The following is a 17,428-nucleotide window of genomic DNA, read 5'->3' as shown; positions in this document are numbered from 1 at the left end:
CTACGAAAAGCGCACAAGATCGGGAAAAAGGCCGGTGTATCCGGCTACACTTTCGCATCGTTGCCACCATCAGCCATCAGCCGGTTCTCAACATGCTTGCCCAGATTCAACGCAGTTGCGGTGAAAGCGCGATGCGCCTGCGCCGGGTGCTTGCCAGGGAAGTCCATCTCGATGTCCGCCAGCCAGCCCAGGTCAAGCGCATCCGCCTGCTGGGGTGGCTCGCCTTTACGGGCTACCCGGCGTTCTACCTGATCTGGAAATTCTGGTTTCCCCAGCCTTACGAGAGCCTGGCCCTGCGGCTGGTGGCCATGGTCCTGTGCCTGCCGCTGATCGTCTCGCGCGACCTGCGCGACAAGAAATGGCTTCCTGCGCATTTTTTGGCGACATTGACGTACAGCTTGTCGTTTTTCTTCGTCTACATGTATTTGATGAATCACGGCAACCTGGTCTGGTCCCAGTCGCTCGTGATCGCCGTCATCATCCTTTTCAACTTCAGCGGCTGGCTGGGTGGCGCCACCTCCCTGGTGGTGGGCACGGCCATGGCGTGGCTGGTCTATAACTTCGTCACGCCGCCGCCGGCTGCAATGCTTGAGGTTAACTGGCCGATGGAGCTGCCGATCATCGGCTTCACCATCTGTACCATCGCTGTGCTGAAGATCGACCAGCGCATCCTGATCCAGGAAAAGCTGGACGGCATGGCGATAGCGCTGGGCACGGTGGCCCATGAGTTGCGCACGCCGATCCGCAGCATCGGCTCCACGGCGCTCGGCATGGGCCGGTACCTGCCGGGGCTGATCCGCTTTTATGAGGAAAACGAGACGCCGGAGAACTCGCTGCACCTGCCACGGGCGCATTTTGGCCTGCTCAAGGATGCGCTGCCGCGGATCCAGCTGGAGGTCGACCGCATGAACCACGGCATCGACGTGCTGCTGGTCAATGCGCGCGCCAAGACCCTGCACGGGCCCAGCGAGCATTTCCTGCTGGGCCAGGCGGTGGACGAGGCGCTCTCCCGCTACCCGTTCGAAGCCGGCCAGCGGGAGCTGGTGCGCGCCGATCTGGAGGAGGATTTCCTGATCCACGCGGACCAGAAGCTGATGGTCATGGTGCTGTTCAACCTGATCAAGAACGCGCTGCACGCGCTGGCGCGAGCAGGGCACGGCGATATCCGGCTGCGGCTGGAGCATGGCACCCGGCGCAACCGGCTGATTTTCCGCGATACCGGCACCGGGGTGCCTGAGCGCGAACTGCCGTCCATCTTCAAGCGCTTCCACACCTATCCGCGCAACGAGGGAACCGGCATCGGCCTGGCTTTTTGCCGGGAGACCCTCGAGGCCTGGGATGGGCGGATCCATTGCAGCTCGGTCGAGCACGAATATACGGAGTTCGTCCTCGAGTTCCCGGCTGCCAAGCCCGGCCCGGGCGGCGGCGCGGCAAGCTGAGCCTGCTTCAGGCCGTGCCGTGCAGCGCTTCGAGGCTGGCTTGCAGCGCGGTCTGCCTGGCCATCGGCGGGCGCGCCACGGGCGTGCGTGGCTTGCGCTGGGTGGAGCGCCAGCCGGCCAGGTTCACCTCATCGCGGATTTCCGCGCAGACCTGGATCAGGCGATCGATTTCCACGGCGGTAAGGTGGGCATGCATGGTCAACCGCATCAGCGCGCGGTCGCGCGCGGTGGCCGGGGCGCAAAAGACGGCGCCAAAGATGCCGCGCGATTGCAAGGCATTGCGCAATACGAGCGTCTGCTCCTCGGTGCCTGACTCCAGCGCGATGATCTGCTCGGATCCCGCCGAGACGTTGTACCCCAGCCCGGACAGCGCGCGGCGCACGTGAGCCGATACCGCGTGCAGCTGCCTGCGGCGATCGTCCGCCCCGACGATGAAATCCGTGGCGGCGTCGAACCAGGCCAGTTCATGGCTGAGCAGCCCCGAGCTGAAAATGGCCGGGCGCGATTCTGCCGCGAAGTACCCCTTGAACGACGACGGGCAGGTCACCAGGCCGGCACGGCCGCCAAACGCCTTGGCCAGGCTGGCCGTCTGGAAGTGAACCCGCTTCGACAGTCCGAGCTGCGCCACCAGGCCGGCGCCGCCAGGCCCGTGCGTGCCGAGAGAATGTGACTCGTCAACCACGATTACACTGCCGGTGCGCTCCGCTACTTCGACGAAATCGGTCAGCGGGCACAAGCTGCCATTGGTGCTGTAGACGGAATCCACCACGATGATGCCGGGGCCGTCCTTGCGGATCTGGCGCTCGGCGTGCTCGGCGTCGTTGTGCATGAACGGCACGGCACGGGCACGCGCAGCGTGGGCGCCTTCCCACAGCGACATATGGGCCAGCATGTCCAGGTAGACCGGCGTGCGTTCGTTGGCAATGCTCTGCAGCAGGCCCACATTGGCCACCCAGCCGGACTGGCACAGGATGCTGTCCTGGGCGCCGCTGAACTGCGCCAGCTTGCGCTCCAGCCGGCTGGTGGGATTGTCGCCATACTGGAACACCGCCGACATCAGCAACTCGCTATCCGGCCCGCGCATGGCGGCCGTCTGCGCGCGCACCAGCTTGTCTTCGCCGAGCAGGCAAAGATAGTCGTTGCTAGAGAAATGCACCGCGTCGGGCCCGGGTTGCCGGCCGTGCAGCAGGTGGCTGCCCCCCCAGCGCTTCTGTACGCGTTCTACCTCGTGCCCCGCCACCCGCGCGGTGACAAAGTCCGGCCAGGCCGCCACCGCGGCGGCGGCCTGGTGCGACGTACGGCTAGCTTGCAGGCAACCCGCTTCCATATTGCTCATTACATTCCCCTTTGAAGTACTCCGACTAAAGAAAATGGCCGAAACGGCCGATATAGGTCGAGGCAATACAGGTGCTCCCCGCGTCCTTTGTTTGCAATATAGGTTCCGGGGCGGGAGGGCAGCCTGCTGCGCGTCTGATGTTGCGCCGACAGCCTATTCTGACGCGTGTCTGGGATTTCGCCTTGTTCCGTAGCATACAAATGGCGCGGCGATGCCACGCCTAGATGTGGCCGAGGGCTTCGACGGGCAAATTGGCAGGCAGCAATGCGGCGGCCAGCGGCTTAGCGGCGGCGGGCTGGCTGCCCATGCCCAGCTGCAAGTATTCAGTTGGGGCGTGGCCCAGCACGCGGCGAAACATGGTCGAGAATGCCGCCGGGCTGTCATAGCCGAAATCCAGGGCAATGCGGGTGACGGCGTCGCCGGCGGCCAGCCGTGACAGGGCCAGGACCACGCAGGCGCGCTGGCGCCATGCCGAGAACGCCATGCCCGTCTGTTCGCGGAAAAACCGGCTGAAGGTCCGGCTGCTCATATGCAGCGCCAGCGCCCAGCGCTGCGGCGAATCATGCGTGTCGGGCTGCCGGAGAAAGGCGTGGCACAGCGGCGCGAGCCGCGCATCGCGCGGCAGCGGAATATGCAAGGGCAGCGCCGTCAAGCCCGCGATCTCGTGTAGCAGCAGGGTGACCAGTGCGCCGTCCCGGCCGTCGGGATCGTAATGCGCGGGCATCTCTACCGCGCCAATCAGCAACTGCCGCATCAAGGCAGATATCCCCACCACCTGGCACGTGTCGCCCGGCCCGGGCACGGCGCCGGGCTCGATATACAGGCTGCGCGTGCTGACGCCCAGCATCGTGACCTCATGCGCCATCCCCGGCGGAATCCAGACCGCGCGCTGCGGCGGAACGATCCAGTTGCCATCGCGCGTAGCCACGTGCATCACACCGGTGGCGCCATAGAGCAGTTGCGCGCGGCGATGGGCGTGGCGCGGCAGCAGGTAGCCCTTGGGGTAGTCGGTGCCGATCGCAACCACGGGCCTGGGCACGTGGTCGTAGTCGTCGATCCGGACGTTGAGCATGGAGGGGAAGGGCGGCGGCAGGGGTGGAACGGCCAAATGGCCTAATGTCAGAAGCCTCAATGGCTGAAACACAAACATTATTGACCAATCTTCGAAAGTTGGCCATGCCAACCGCACGTATCGTGGACTGACCTGGAACCCATTCCTCTTCTGCGATGCTTTATCTCCTCTTTATCCTGTTCGGCTGCCTGACAGGCGTGACCACCGTGCTGTTCGGCTTCGGCGGCGGGTTTGTGGTGGTGCCTTTGCTTTACCGCGCATTGAGCGCCGCCGACGCGCACACGCCAGGCCAGTCCGCCATGCACATAGCCGTAGCGACCTCAACGGCGGTGATGATCCTGAGCGCCTCGCTCGCCACACGCAAGCACCGCCTGGCGGGCAACATCCTGTGGCCCTATGTATGGCCGCTGGCGGGATTTATCGGGTTGGGCGCGGTCATGGGCGCCGGCGCCGCCACGCTGGCGAGCAGTGACGTGGTGCGCCTTGCCTTTGTGGCCTACCTTGGCGTCACGCTGCTCGATTGCCTGGCGCGCCGGGGATTTCTCTCGCGCGCCGGGGAGGGTTCGCCCCAGCGGCTCGGGCAGGCGAAGACGGTGGCGGGCGGCCTGGCGATCGGCCTGGTCGCCACCTTCCTCGGGGTGGGTGGCAGCGTCATGACCGTGCCCCTGCTACGCCGCCGCGGCCTGAGCATGACGCAAGCCACGGCGATGGCTAACCCTTTGAGCCTGCCGATTGCCGTGCCGGGCACCCTGGCCTACGTGGCCATGGCGTGGTACCAGCCGGTGGCGCTGGGCAGCGGCTATCTGGGGTACATCGACCTTGCCGCGTTCGGGTTGCTATCGCTCGGCTCCCTGGCCGGCATCCGCCTTGCCGCCCCGCTGGCCGGGCGCATCCCCGACCGGGTGCATGCGCGCGTCTATCTCGGCCTGCTGGCCCTGGTGATGGTCAGCATGCTGTTCAAGTAAGCGCAAGCCTGAAGCCGAACGCGCGCGCTTAAGCGCAATCCTTAGCAAGCCATCGCGCCAGTAGCGTTCGGGCGCGGATAAATCGGCCAGTTGTGCGCCGCTGAACAGCGGCAACTGGCTGGCATAGGCGGCCACCGCGCGGGCCTTGCGGGCCGCATGCGAGGGCTCGCGCAGGGGCGTCTGCGGCGTAGCCGCCACGCCGGCTGCATGCCAGTTCACCAGTTGCCGCTGAAGCTGCCCGGGGGTACGGCGGTGGATCGCATCCTCTTAGAACAGCCAGGCCCGCTCCCGGCTGCCGGCCCATGCCTGCGCGCAGGCGGCGTGCACCAGGAGATGGTCGCTGTGGAAGACCCCCGCGGGCGCGAGCACCGGCGCATCCGGATGTGCCGCCACGACCTCTGACAACGCTTGCACGAGCGCCGCCAGCGCGCTTGGCACGCCGTACTGCCCGTCGAGAAAGTCCAGCCAGAGCGGCGTTGCCTGCAGCATGGCGAGCGCGGTGCGATCTTCCTCGCGCCTGGCCAGCACCGCCTCGCGCGCGCTGGCAAAGCCCGCACCCGCGTCCCACGGCGGCGCTGCCACGGATGCGGGTGGCAGGCCCGCCAGCACGGTGACCACCATGGAGCCGGGACACGCTGCCAGCCATGCGCCGCAACTGAATACCGCGTCGTCAAGGTGGGGCGAGATCACCAGCGCTGGCGGGCCCGTATCGCACATGGCGCCGGCTACTCAGGCCATGACGCGCGCAGCGTCCGTGCGCGCCCACCAGCGATGCTCACCCACGGCTTCCAGGAACGCATCGTGCTCGGCCTCTCCCTCCTTTTTGGCGAGCACCACGCCCGGACCGGCAAAGCCGCCGTCGATCCCGGCCGCGCGCGCGGCGGCGGCAACCAGCACCGCGCCGCTGCCACCCGCGCCGATCGGCTTGTAATGCTTGTAGGCCTCGCAGATGAAGAGCAGGGCGGCGGGGTCGGCCTGCAGGGCGTCGACCTCGCCTTGCGGCACATAGACGGCATCGAACAACACGGAGCCCACAGAGGACAACGCGTGGTCCACCGGCACCGTTTTGCCTTCGGCGGAGGTCACGCCATTGGCGCGCGGGCCGATGACCTTGGCGGATGCCCCTGCCTTCTCGGCGCGCGTCTTGAGCGAGGCCACCGCAGCACCGCTCACGCCGTCCGCGACCAGCACGGCAATCTTGCGGCCGCGGATGTCGCCCTTGGGCTGCGACTCCAGGCTCAACGCCGGCGAAGCGGCAAGGTCGTAATCATCGATCTCGGCGGGCTTGCCCACGGGCTCCACGTCAATCCCGAGCTTGCTTGCCACGCCAGCCGCCAGCTCCGGCGCAATATGGGCCAGCTGGCCAACCACACGGGCACGGATCTCCGGGAGTCCCACCTTGGAGAGCTCGAAGGTGTAGGCATCTACGATCTGGCCCTTTTCCGTATCGGTCTGGCTGCGCCAGAACAGGTTGGCTTGCGAGAAGTGATCGGAGAACGTATCGCTGCGCCGGCGCACCTTGGCGGCGCCTTGCGCGGCTTGTTCCGCATAGCCCAGATGCGCATCGGTCTCGCCAGCCAGGAACGGGCAGCCGCCGCCCACGCCATTAGGCTGATAGCTGGAGCGTCCCTTCACCACCGTCTGGCGCATGAAGCCGTCGCGCTGGTTGTTGTGGACCGGGCACAGTGGGCGGTTGATCGGCAGCTCGTGGAAATTGGGGCCGCCCAGGCGCGTGAGCTGCGTATCCAGGTAGGAGAACAGCCGCCCCTGCAACAGCGGGTCATTGGTGAAATCCAGCCCCGGCACCAGGTGCCCGGGGTGGAAGGCCACCTGCTCGGTCTCCGCGAAGAAGTTGTCCGGGTTGCGGTTCAGCACCATCTTGCCCACGCGGCGAACGGGCACCAGCTCTTCGGGAATCAGCTTGGTCGGGTCAAGCAGGTCGAAGCCGAACTTGTGTTCGTCCTCCTCGGGCACCAGCTGCACGCCGAATTCATACTCGGGGAAGGCGCCGTTCTCGATCGACTCCCACAAGTCGCGCCGGTGGAAGTCCGGGTCCTTGCCATTGATCTTGAGGGCTTCGTCCCAGACCAGGGAGTGCGCGCCCAGCACGGGCTTCCAGTGGAACTTGACGAAGGTGGCGCGCCCCCCGGCATTGATCAGGCGGAAGGTATGCACGCCAAAGCCTTCCATGGTGGCGAAGCTGCGCGGCAGGGCGCGGCCCGACATGGTCCACAGCACCATATGCATCGACTCCGGCTGCAGCGAGACGAAGTCCCAGAACGTATCGTGGGCCGACGCCGCTTGCGGGATCTCGTTGTGCGGCTCCGGCTTCACCGCGTGTACGAAGTCGGGAAACTTGATGGCGTCCTGGATAAAGAACACCGGCATATTGTTGCCGACCAGGTCGTAGTTGCCTTGGCGCGTATAGAACTTGACGGCAAAGCCGCGCACGTCGCGCGCCAGGTCCGCGGAGCCGCGCGAGCCCGCCACGGTGGAAAAGCGTACGAACACCGGCGTCTGCGCCCCGACACGCTGGAGGAAATCGGCCGTGGTGAAATCCGCCAGCGATTCATGCAGCTCAAAGTAACCATGCGCGGCGGCGCCGCGCGCGTGCACCACCCGTTCAGGGACGCGCTCGTGGTCAAAGTGGGTGATCTTCTCGCGCAGCAGGAAGTCTTCCAGCAGCGTGGGGCCGCGTGCGCCCAGGCGCAGCGAGTTGTCGTCCTCGCCGATCGGCATGCCCTGGTTGGTGGTCAGCACGCGATCCTCGTTGGAGACCACGTTGCCGACCGTGTCCGAGCCCAAGGCCTTGGGCTGGGGAGCAAGCCGCTCTTTCACGGCGCGGTCGTACGCGGCATCGGCCCCGGTGGCTGCGCGCGTGGCAGTTTGCGTGACATCGCTCGTGCAAGCGCCCGTGAGCGTTTGCGGCGCGTCAGCACTACTGGCAGGCGTGGGCTTTTTGATGGCGGTGGCGGCGGTCTTTTTGGAAGAGGGCGTTTTTGGCATGGCGAGAGTCCTGGGCAAGTGTCAGCAGGAGAGAGCAGCAAAGACTGATCCAAGGCAGAGAGCGTGCCAAGGGCGCATCGGCATGCACAGGCGCGCTCCGGCTGGTCCTTGCCGGGCAAGGCACGCGGAATTTTCATGGAGATGTAATTTGTGCCGGCATTTGTGTGCGGTTGCGCCCACGTCACCGGGCTGCTGTAGGCCGGCACCGACAAACCGTCGCGCTTCCTCCCTACAGCCGGCGGGGCCGCGCTTTCGTAAGGTGGAGGGGTGGCAAGGCAGGGCGCATCACCGCGCCCGCACCAAGGCCCGCTTCATCGACTGTCGTCTTCACGGCGCCATTCATTTTGAGGTCCTGAATCCCTGAACCTTTGAACACTCTCTTTGAACACTCTGCAAGGAGCTGACATGGCTGACAAGAATATCTCCGTACTGAACGACCTGATCGAAGTTTCGCGCGACGGCGAGCAAGGCTTTCTCAAGGCAGCGGAAGATGCCCAGAATCCTGAGCTCAAGTCGCTCTTCACCAGCCGTGCCACGGAAATCGCCGCCAGCGTGAGGGAATTGCAGGCACAGGTGGCGGCGCTCGGCGGCAAGCCCGAGGAACACGGCAGCGTGGCCGGCGCGCTGCATCGCGGCTGGGTCAGCCTGCGCACGGCGGTGGCCGACCGCAACGATCTCGCCATTCTGGAAGAAACCGAGAAGGGCGAGGACGTGGCCAAGAAGAAGTACGCCGACGCACTGCAGGAAACCGAGCTGAGCTTCGATATCCGTGCGCTGGTAGAGCGCCAGTACCAGGGCGTGCTGCGCAACCACGACCTGATCCGCGACCTGCGCAACCGCTATCGCGCAGCCTGAGGCCAGCTAGCATCCGGCACGGCAGGCTCGTCATGACAGCCAGCGCCTCGCGTGACCCCGATGGCGATGTAGCCCGCCAGTTCTTTCGCCTGACAGAGCAGGCGGGCGACATGCCGTTGCCCGGCGCCGGCAACACCTGGCAAAGGTGGATGGCGCTTGCGCAAGTGGCGGCGCAAGACGTCTGCCTGATCAAGCTGTTCGAAGCCCACGCCGATGCGCTTGCCATCCTGGCGGAGCTTGGACGGCCCAAGCCGCCGCCCGGGACGCGCTGGGCGGTCTGGGCCGCGGAGCCGCCGGATGCGCGCGTGGTGCTGCACGCGGACGGCGGCGCCAACGGTGGCGCTGTGCTCTCAGGACGCAAGGCATGGTGCTCGGGCGCGCCGCTGGTCACCCATGCCTTGTTGACTTGCTGGGATGCGCGCGAGCAGCCGTGCCTGGCCGTGCTCGCGCTCGATGCGCCCGGCATCGCGGCCGACGAGGGCGCGTGGCGCTCCCCGGCCATGACAGCCGCGCGCACTGCCGACCTTGTGCTTGACGGCACGCCGGCGCGGCAACTCGGGGCATCCGGCGCCTACCTGCGCCGCCCCGGCTTCTGGCACGGCGGCGCGGGCATCGCCGCTTGCTGGCTCGGCGCGGCGGTTCCCTTCGTGCTCGCCCTGCGTGCGCTGGTGGCGCGGCGCGCCGAGGCGCATGCCGCCGCGCATTTTGGTGCGGCGGATATTGCCCTGCGCGGGGGCTGGGCGATGCTGCGCGAGACCGCGGCCTGGATTGACGCGAACCCCGCGGCCGATGCCGTAACTGTGGTCCAGCGCGCGCGGCTTGCCGCGGAAAAGGCTGCCACCGATATCATGGCGCACGCCGGCCGCGCCCTTGGCGCCGGGCCCTTGTGCCGAGACGCCGCGCTGGCCGCGCGTTTCTGCGACCTGCCGGTCTTCCTGCGGCAGAGCCACGCCGAGCGTGACCTGGCTGCGCTCGGCACCGGCCTGGCTGCGCCCGGGCAAGGCAGCGACGCCGGCTGGGCGCCATGGCTATCCGTGATGCCCGGGCTGGATCCATCCTGCCTAGGGGTAGCGCCATGACTTTCCCTACGCTACCGGCAGACAAGCACGACGATGCGCTGGCACCGGCACCCGACGCCACTGCTGCCTCGGGCCTCGCCTCGCACTTCGATGCCCTTTACGCCTGCGGCGACGACCCATGGTCCTACCGCACCAGCTGGTACGAAGCCCGCAGGCGCGGACTCATGCTGGCCATGCTCGACCGGCCGCGTTACCGCTCCGCGTTTGAGCCCGGCTGCGGCAACGGCGAGCTCAGCGCGGTGCTGGTCCGCCGCTGCGACAGCATGCTGGCCGCAGACATGCATCCCCGCGCAGTGGAAACCGCGCGGACCCGGCTCGCGGGGATCATGAACGTGCGCGTGATGCAGATGCGCGTGCCCGAGGAATGGCCCAAGGGTAGCTTCGAACTGATCGTCATCAGCGAGTTTGCTTACTACCTGCCCGAGGCCACCGTCGCCAAGATTGCGCGCCGCGTACGACGCACGCTGGCACCCGGCGGCCTGCTGTTGGCCTGTCACTGGCGGCACCCGTTCACCGAGCGCCTGGTTTCGCCTGAGCGCGCCCACGAACTGTTGGCGAAACATGCCGGCCTGGAATGCATCGCCACCCATACGGAGGCGGATTTCCTGATGCAGGCCTGGATGCACGAGGGTCGTTCAGTGGCAAGCCGGGAGGGCATCGCGTGATTGGCGTGATCGTTCCGGTGCATAACGAGGAGGGCTGCCTGGCGGCCTGCCTGCAGGCCGTGGCGCGCGCGGCCGTCTGCCCGGGGCTGCGCGGCGAAGCCGTGCTGGCCATCGTGGTGCTGGATACGTGCCATGACCGCTCGGCCGATATTGCCGCCGAGCACGGCGTGCTGACGCTGTGCATTGCCGCGCGCAATGTCGGCATGGCGCGCGCCGCTGGCGCGGCCCATGCGCTGGCGCTGGGCATGCGATGGCTGGCGTTTACCGATGCTGACACCATCGTCTCGCCCGACTGGCTCAGCACCCAGGTGCAACTCGGCGCCGACGCCGTCTGCGGCTGCGTGCGCGTGGAAGACTGGCAGGACAATCCGGAACGGGTGCGGCAGCGCTACCAGGAGCGTTACCGCGAAAGGGATGGCCACCAGCACATCCACGGCGCCAACCTGGGGGTAGCGGCGGATGCCTATGTGCGTTGCGGCGGATTTCGCTCGCTGCCAAGCAGCGAGGACGTGGCGCTGGTGCGTGCGCTGCAAGCCTGCGGCGCCAGCATTGCGTGGAGCGCGGCACCGCGCGTGGTGACCAGCGCACGCCGGCACGCCCGGGTGCGGGACGGCTTCGCCGGCTACCTGCGCACGCTTGCCGACACGCCGGAGTCCGGCACTGCCGGGGCTTGCGCATAAGCGCAGGATTGGCATGCCGCCCAAAAGCCTTCTAAGATCAAGTCACACTCACCCGTCCGGGGATATGGCCATGACCAATGCGAGCAAGCCTGCAGCGCCGACGCCCCACAAGACGCCCCACAAGGCTCCCGCACCACCCAAGGCCAAGCCATCGCAGGGCAGCAAGGACGATCACGTGGAAGACGAGCTCGACGAAGCCCTGAGGGAAACCTTTCCCGCGAGCGACCCGATTTCGGTGGACCACGGACGCGTCACCCGCCCTGCGAAGTAGCCGGAGCGCCGAGCCGCCTCGCTAGACCAGTTGCCGCAACTGCGCGACGACTTTCATCAGTTGCCCGTGCGCCACGATCACGCCGGACTCGTCCTGCAGCGCTTGCTGGTAGCGGTCGCGAAACGCTGGATCGCTGTCGGGCCCAAACAGTTTCTCGGTGGCCGCGGCCACCGCCTTGCAGGTTTCATCGTGATGCTCGGGCGCTTCCAGCTCTTCGTCGATCTCGATGATCAGCCGCGAGAGCGGGTCCAGCCAGCGGAAATAGGTCTCCTCGGTCACAACCTGCACGAACAGCCCGGCCGGGATCGGGCCATGCAAGCGTTCGTACTCCGTGCGGTTCAGCGCGATCACTTCCTTATGCACCTTCAAGAGCGCGGCCCGCAAGGCGCGCAGCCCGCTGCGGCGATCCTCCTGCTTGGCCAGGAACTGTTCGTGAGGCATAGACATTCTCCTTTTCTTGTCGGCCCAGTGGGGCCGGTTGCGGCCCGCTTGTCAGTATAGGCAGGAGGGCGGGCGTGGCGGCGCTCGCGTAGCTTGGCAGCAACCTAGGGTTAGCGCTGGCTTGCCTTGCGGGATGCCTTGTTGGCATACATGGCGTTGTCGGCTTCGGCCAGCAGCGCGTCGGTGTCGTCGTGGCGCTGCGCATCGAACTCGACGGTGCCGACGCTGAACGCGATGTCATAGCCTCGCGCCGCGTGCGCATTGATCGCATCGATGGCCGTCTCCAGGCGTGCCAGGGTGGCGTTGCACTGCGCGGCATCGGTACTGGTCAGCAGCGCCACGAACTCATCCCCACCCAGCCGGCCGATCACATCGGAGTCTCGCAGCGACTGGCGCAGTTGGCCGGCAAAGACAGACAACGCGCGGTCGCCCTCGGCGTGGCCGAAGCGGTCGTTGATGCTCTTGAAACCATCCAGGTCGAAGAACAGCAGCGTCGCAGGCTTGTCCAGGCGCTTGCACACATTGAGCGCGTGTTGCGCCAGCGCCGAGAAGCCACGGCGGTTGGACAGCAGCGTGAGCTCGTCCATCGTGGCCAGTTGCAGCGCGGTCAGTTCCTGCTCGGCCATGCGAGCCAGGTCTCGCAGCAAGGCGCGGTCCTCCTCGCCGAACTCCCGGGGCTGCACGTCGATCAGGCACAGCGTGCCCAGCTTGCTGCCGTTGGCCACCGATAGCGGGCAGCCCGCATAGAAGCGGATGCCTGGATCGTGCGTCACCAGCGGATTATCGTGAAAGCGCTCGTCGAGCAGCGCGTCAGGCACCATCTGGATGCCGTCATCGAGGATCGCATGCCCGCAGAACGAGATCTCCCGCTGGGATTCCGTCGCGGACAAGCCAATGCAGGACTTGAACCACTGGCGGTTGGCGTCAACCAGGCTGACCAGCGCAATGGGTACGCCAAACAGGCGCCGCGCCAGCCGGGTCAGGCGGTCGAAGCGTTCTTCCGCCGAGGTATCGAGGATATTCAGCGAGCGCAGCGTATCCAGCCGAAGCTGTTCGTTGGCCGGGATCGAGGGCGGTGTCATAGGCGTTCGGCTACTGGCAAGAGATAGTGTGCGACATCGGGCTCTCGGGCTGCGATTGCACGCGCACCGCATGTATATCGGCACGCCAGGCGCGGATTGTAATGACTTCCGGGATTCAGACAGGCATTCGACGATGCCCGTGTCCTCAGCACAGCAGCCGCGCCTGCTGGTCGCGCAGATTGCGGTAGCGCGAGCGGTAGTCCTCCGGCTCCGGCAAGCGCGCCTGATATTCGCGCTCCTCCGCCTCGCGCCGCGCATCGGCCATGGCGTCCCGGTCATCCAGGGAGCAAATCAGCTTGGCGGCGCCTCATTGCGGATCGGCTTGGGATCCGTTCTGGAATTGTTCGTCCTGTTATTCGTCCTGTTATTCGTCCTGGCATTCGTCCCGGCTTTTGTGTTCGTCCAACACACCGATCAGGTCAGCCGCCACCGAGCGCCGGGCGTCCGCCGCCCGGAAATACCGCACCAGCGTAGCCACGCTGGTGTGGCCCGTCATGGCCATGGCTTCGGCCATCGGCACCTGGCGCGTCGCCGCCTCGGTCACAAAGCCCGAGCGCAACGAGTGCGCCGAGAAATCCCCCTCCAGCCCGGCCGCCTCGCAACGCTGCCTGACGATCTTGCGCACGGCGGCGTCGGACAGCGCTTCGCCCACATGCCCGCCACGGCGGACGCGCCGGAAGATCGCGCCCTCGTCAAGCCCTGTCGCCTTCAGCCAGGCCTCCAGCGCCGCGCCTGCAGCGCCGATGACCGGCTTGGCGTTGTCCGGCAGGTCTGCGCCGGCCTGGTTGGTCTTGGACCAGCCCAGTTGATAGACGAATTCACCCGGCGCGAGGCGCGTCAGGTTGGCCAGGGTGGCGCCCGCCACCTCGGAGCGCCGCCGGCCGCCGCTGGACCAGGCGAACAGCAGCAGCGCACGGTCGCGCAGCCCGATCAGCGAATCGTCACAGGTTTCCAGCAGGCGGGATAGCGGCTCACGCGTCAGCGCCGCCTTGCGCGCCGGACGCTCGCCGCGCTTGGCATAGGCTCTGCGCGTGCGGGCCACCAGTTCACGCACGGCCGGGTCTGCACAGGGGTTATCCAGGCTCTCCAGCCGATGCGCCTTGGCAATGACGGCCAGCCGGTGCATCAGCGTGGCTAACGCCGGTGGGCCAGTGCGCGCCTTGCGCCCGCTAGCGACCAGTGCGGCGTCGATCGCCGGCGGCAATTCGCTCGCAGGGCCGTGGGGCGTGGTTCGCGTGGCATGGTCTACGACGAACTGGATGATGACCGCCGGCAGCAAGGGAAGGGCGATCGGCTGGCCGTAACGCAGGGCGAACCAGCCTGCCCAATACCGTAAGGCGGAACGATAGCTGGCCACCGTGTTGGCGGATTCGCCTTCGCGGTACAGCGCTTCGGCGGCCTGGCGGCCAAGCGGATCGAGTTCGGACGGGCGGAGCGGCGCGGGGAAATCGGCATGAACAGGTGTCAGGCTGGATGAATCGTGGCGGTTTGGCGGGTTTTCGGCCGTTCCACCGGGCAGGTAAGGCAGTTTGCGAGAAATCATAATAAATATGATGTATGCTGTATGAAATTATACACCAATAAACGATAAGGCACGATAACTATTCATTATCATGCCTTATCCGGGTGGCGATGGCCAAAGCCGCCCAAAAACTTGCCCGGACCATGCAAAACGCCAATCTGCCCGCCACGCGCTCCCGTTCCATCACCCAGCAAGACGTCTGGCAAGCCGCCGATGCCTTGCTGCTGGCCGGCCAGCGCCCAACCATCGAACGGATCCGGCTGCATCTGGGGCGCGGCTCGCCAAATACCGTCAGCCCGCACCTGGATGCCTGGTTTGCCGGGCTGGGCGCCCGTTTGCAGGATCCGCAGGCGTTTGCGGCGCCAGCGAACCTGCCCGAGCCGGTGAACCAGGCCGCGCGGTACTTGTGGGATGTGGCGCAAGCCGAGGCCCGGGCCATCGTTTCTGCCAGCTACGCCACGCGGGAAGCGGAACTGGAGCAGGCGAGGGCAACCCTGGCGGCAGAGCAAGCCGCGCTGGCGCAGGAGCGCGCCATCCTGATGGCGAAGCTGGAAGCCGCCGACAACGCGCTGGCCGAACTGGCACGCGCCCGGGATGAAGCCGGCGAACGCGCCGCCCGCGCCGAGGAGCAACTGGTGGCGCAGCAGGCGGAAAACGAAGCCGTACGCGCCGCGCTGCGACGCGCGCAGGAAGAGAAAGATGCGCTGCTGCGCGATACCGCTAGCCAGCGCGCCGCCTGGGACAAGGAGCGCGAAACCATGGCGGATCGCTCTGGCGCCAACGAGCGGCGCATGGCGCTGGAACTGGACGCGGCGCGCTTGGCGCTGCGGGAAAGCCAGCGTCAGATGGACAACGAGCGCAAGGCCGCCCAGAAAAAGCTGGCGGATGCGGCCGAAGCCGCGGGGCGGCAGGCCGAAGAACTGGCAAAGGCAGGGAATGCCGCAGCCGTGCTGGATGAGCGGGTCAGGCAGCAGGAGGGCTTGCTGGCCGAGTACCGGCAGCTATTGGAAAACCGGGGCGAGCCGGATCCGGATGTCGCGCGGGCAGTGCGCCCGCCGGTGCGCAAAGCGCGGCCGATCCGGCCCGCGCGGCCTCCGCGCTTCAAGGTGTAGGGCGGCCTGTTCTTAATGTTAGATCTAGCTTTTTGATTCCCGCATAACCTGCTGATTTCAAAGAAATTCTCTACAGTCATTCCGCAACGGAATTTCTAAGATCATGCGGTAAATATATGGACTTAAGCTATTGATTCTTATTGACTAATCTATTGCCGTTTCGAATGCCGGGCACGCCGGGGCGTGGCAGGCATGTGGCCCGCCACATTTACTTCACCCGCAGCAGATGCTTCTGGATCTTCCCGCTCGTAGTCTTCGGCAGCGCATCCACGAAGTCATACCGGCGCGGCCGCTTGTGCCCCCAGGTAGCATCCGCCTCTCCGATCACCGCCACTTCCAGCACGGCAGCGTGCTCGATCAGCGCATCCTCGACTTCCCGCGGATACACGTTCTCGGCGCCCGAGTTGATCATGTAGTCGATGCGATCGCGCACCCACAGGTAGCCGTCGGCATCCAGGCTGCCGAGGTCGCCGGTGTGGTACCAGCCGTGGGCCAGGGCGCGCGCGTTGGCGTCCGGGCGGTTCAGGTAGCCGGCCATCATGCACGGGCCGCGCACCAGGATCTCTCCGACTTCGCCGGGCGTGCAGGGCTGCGCCGGATCGGTCGGGGCGCCATCCTCGCGCAGCACCGCTACCACCAGGTCGTGATTGAGCGAGGGCAGGCCGGCCGAGCCGGCGTGGCTGAGCTGCTCGTGCGGATACAGCACGGACATGCAGGGCCCCATCTCGGTAGTGCCGTACACCTGCACCAGCCCCGCGCCAACCACGCGGTCCCACTCGCGGATCAGGTGCGGCGCCATCGATGCGCCGCCGTACTCCACCAGCCGCAGCGATGACGCATCGCGCGTGTGGGCGTCCGGGTGGTTGAGCATCATGCCGACCATGGTCGGCGCGGCGAAGAAGTGCGTGACTTTTTCGGCCTCGACCAGTTGCCAGGCCTCCCCGGCATCGAAACGCCGCTGCAGCACCTGCGTGGCGCCCAGGTGCAGGCGCGGCAGGAAGCTGGTGTGCAGCTCGGCCGTGTGGTTCAGCGGCGCAACCGACAAGCCGACGTCCTCGCGCGACAGCGTCATGACCTGATGCATCATCGCGTTGTGCGCGAGCTTGCTGCGGTGCGTGTGCAGCACGCCCTTGGGGCGGCCGGTGGTGCCGCTGGTGTACATCAGGATGCAAGGATCGTTCTCGTCCACGACGATGCCGGGCGCGTCATGCGGCTGGCCCGCGGCGAGCGTGGCGAGGTGATGCGTAGCAAAAGCCGGCGCCGGCTCGGGGTCGGCGTAGATCCAGCGCGCCGTGCCAGGGGCGAGCTCGCGGGCTTTCTCCACCACGGCACAGCCTTCCTGCTCGAACAGCAGGGCGCTGGCCTTGCCGTCTTCGAGGATGAAGGCCAGCTCCTGGGCGGCCAGCCGGTAGTTGATCGGGTTGAAGATCGCGCCCACCCGGGCCGCCGCCAGCATGCTGAAGACAAACGCCGGCGTGTTGTAGAGGAAAGCCGCGACCACATCGCCATGGCCCACGCCGATGGACAGCAGCGCGTGGGCGTGGCGGTTCACCTGCGCATCCAGCTCGGCATAGGTCCAGCTGCGGCGGCTCGGCCCCATGCCGGCGACCAGCGCAGTCTTGCGCGGCAGGTAGCGCGCGGGCCAGGCAAGGGTGTCGCCCAGCGTAAGGACGTGACTCAAGGCAATGCTCCAACAGCGGGGGTGGGGGCGCCGGCAGGCAAGGCACGCCGACGAAAGCGGTCGAATATAAAGCCGGCGTCTCTTTTTTGGAAATAACGATTTGCACTTTGCATATGTGGGATCCGCCGGAGCGCACGCGGTGCCGAAGCCAATTGACGCAAGACACCGAGCCAGCGGCTCGCTATCGTGCCAGCGAGGCCCGGCGAGCCATGACTCGCCGAT

The 17,428-nt window shown here is 66.6% G+C and carries 15 protein-coding genes and 1 pseudogene; 8 read left to right on the top strand and 8 right to left on the bottom strand.

Annotated elements, in window-relative coordinates:
* Positions 1 to 92 precede the first annotated feature (92 nt).
* On the top strand, positions 93 to 1,439 hold the full coding sequence (locus ACGLHR_RS19670) for a sensor histidine kinase (RefSeq protein ID WP_400095959.1): 1,347 nt from the start codon (positions 93 to 95) through the stop codon (positions 1,437 to 1,439).
* A gap of 7 nt (positions 1,440 to 1,446) precedes the next feature.
* Here the strand turns inward: ACGLHR_RS19670 and cqsA are convergent, their stop codons facing one another.
* Together cqsA and ACGLHR_RS19660 are read right to left on the bottom strand one after the other, a co-directional pair.
* Entirely contained in the window at positions 1,447 to 2,775 is a 1,329-nt protein-coding gene (gene cqsA, locus ACGLHR_RS19665) for an alpha-hydroxyketone-type quorum-sensing autoinducer synthase (protein ID WP_400095958.1), read from the bottom strand.
* Positions 2,776 to 2,995: 220 nt separating this feature from the next.
* Positions 2,996 to 3,847, bottom strand: coding sequence for an AraC family transcriptional regulator (locus ACGLHR_RS19660; RefSeq protein WP_400095978.1), 852 nt, complete (start codon positions 3,845 to 3,847; stop codon positions 2,996 to 2,998).
* Between the two features lie 155 nt (positions 3,848 to 4,002).
* On the opposite strand from ACGLHR_RS19660, the gene ACGLHR_RS19655 reads away from it, so the two are divergent.
* The gene (locus ACGLHR_RS19655; protein ID WP_400095957.1) at positions 4,003 to 4,812 is read left to right on the top strand and encodes a sulfite exporter TauE/SafE family protein; all 810 of its coding nucleotides are present in this window, start codon (positions 4,003 to 4,005) and stop codon (positions 4,810 to 4,812) included.
* 54 nt (positions 4,813 to 4,866) lie between these two features.
* Here ACGLHR_RS19655 and ACGLHR_RS19650 read toward each other — a convergent pair.
* Together ACGLHR_RS19650 and ACGLHR_RS19645 are read right to left on the bottom strand one after the other, a co-directional pair.
* Positions 4,867 to 5,529, bottom strand: a pseudogene (locus ACGLHR_RS19650) (PIG-L deacetylase family protein); the annotation flags it as partial.
* A gap of 12 nt (positions 5,530 to 5,541) precedes the next feature.
* Positions 5,542 to 7,818, bottom strand: a complete 2,277-nt coding sequence (locus ACGLHR_RS19645) for a catalase (protein WP_400095956.1) — start codon at positions 7,816 to 7,818, stop codon at positions 5,542 to 5,544.
* A gap of 405 nt (positions 7,819 to 8,223) precedes the next feature.
* On the opposite strand from ACGLHR_RS19645, the gene ACGLHR_RS19640 reads away from it, so the two are divergent.
* The 5 genes from ACGLHR_RS19640 to ACGLHR_RS19620 all read left to right on the top strand — a co-directional run bounded on the left by ACGLHR_RS19640 (position 8,224) and on the right by ACGLHR_RS19620 (position 11,368).
* Positions 8,224 to 8,673, top strand: a complete 450-nt coding sequence (locus tag ACGLHR_RS19640; protein WP_318233450.1) for a PA2169 family four-helix-bundle protein — start codon at positions 8,224 to 8,226, stop codon at positions 8,671 to 8,673.
* Positions 8,674 to 8,705: 32 nt separating this feature from the next.
* Positions 8,706 to 9,752 (top strand): acyl-CoA dehydrogenase, encoded by a 1,047-nt coding sequence (locus ACGLHR_RS19635; protein ID WP_400095955.1) that lies wholly within the window; start codon positions 8,706 to 8,708, stop codon positions 9,750 to 9,752.
* Complete coding sequence (locus tag ACGLHR_RS19630; protein WP_400095954.1) at positions 9,749 to 10,417, top strand: class I SAM-dependent methyltransferase; 669 nt, start codon at positions 9,749 to 9,751, stop codon at positions 10,415 to 10,417. Before ACGLHR_RS19635 ends, ACGLHR_RS19630 begins: the two co-directional genes overlap by 4 nt.
* Positions 10,414 to 11,097 carry a glycosyltransferase gene (locus ACGLHR_RS19625; protein ID WP_400095953.1) on the top strand — a complete coding sequence of 228 codons (684 nt, stop codon included), beginning with the start codon at positions 10,414 to 10,416 and terminating at the stop codon, positions 11,095 to 11,097. The genes ACGLHR_RS19630 and ACGLHR_RS19625 overlap by 4 nt, the downstream gene beginning before the upstream one ends.
* 70 nt (positions 11,098 to 11,167) lie before the next feature.
* Positions 11,168 to 11,368, top strand: a complete 201-nt coding sequence (locus tag ACGLHR_RS19620) for a hypothetical protein (protein WP_400095952.1) — start codon at positions 11,168 to 11,170, stop codon at positions 11,366 to 11,368.
* 21 nt (positions 11,369 to 11,389) lie between these two features.
* Here the strand turns inward: ACGLHR_RS19620 and ACGLHR_RS19615 are convergent, their stop codons facing one another.
* The 3 genes from ACGLHR_RS19615 to ACGLHR_RS19605 form a co-directional block, all read right to left on the bottom strand.
* The gene (locus tag ACGLHR_RS19615; RefSeq protein WP_400095951.1) at positions 11,390 to 11,815 is read right to left on the bottom strand and encodes a hypothetical protein; all 426 of its coding nucleotides are present in this window, start codon (positions 11,813 to 11,815) and stop codon (positions 11,390 to 11,392) included.
* Between the two features lie 104 nt (positions 11,816 to 11,919).
* Positions 11,920 to 12,891 (bottom strand): diguanylate cyclase domain-containing protein, encoded by a 972-nt coding sequence (locus ACGLHR_RS19610; RefSeq protein ID WP_400095950.1) that lies wholly within the window; start codon positions 12,889 to 12,891, stop codon positions 11,920 to 11,922.
* A 364-nt stretch (positions 12,892 to 13,255) separates the two neighbouring features.
* Positions 13,256 to 14,434 (bottom strand): site-specific integrase, encoded by a 1,179-nt coding sequence (locus ACGLHR_RS19605; protein ID WP_400095949.1) that lies wholly within the window; start codon positions 14,432 to 14,434, stop codon positions 13,256 to 13,258.
* A gap of 122 nt (positions 14,435 to 14,556) precedes the next feature.
* Between ACGLHR_RS19605 and ACGLHR_RS19600 the strand changes: the two genes are divergently transcribed.
* The gene (locus ACGLHR_RS19600) at positions 14,557 to 15,525 is read left to right on the top strand and encodes a DNA-binding protein (RefSeq protein WP_400095948.1); all 969 of its coding nucleotides are present in this window, start codon (positions 14,557 to 14,559) and stop codon (positions 15,523 to 15,525) included.
* A gap of 208 nt (positions 15,526 to 15,733) precedes the next feature.
* Here the strand turns inward: ACGLHR_RS19600 and ACGLHR_RS19595 are convergent, their stop codons facing one another.
* Complete coding sequence (locus ACGLHR_RS19595) at positions 15,734 to 17,206, bottom strand: long-chain-fatty-acid--CoA ligase (RefSeq protein ID WP_400095947.1); 1,473 nt, start codon at positions 17,204 to 17,206, stop codon at positions 15,734 to 15,736.
* Between the last annotated feature and the right edge of the window lie 222 nt (positions 17,207 to 17,428).

The sequence above is a fragment of the Cupriavidus sp. CuC1 genome, from assembly GCF_044627735.1.
Classification (GTDB): Bacteria; Pseudomonadota; Gammaproteobacteria; order Burkholderiales; family Burkholderiaceae; genus Cupriavidus; species Cupriavidus ulmosensis.
Note: the sequence above shows the minus strand (reverse complement) of the source record. Positions and strands in the feature narration are given on the sequence as shown.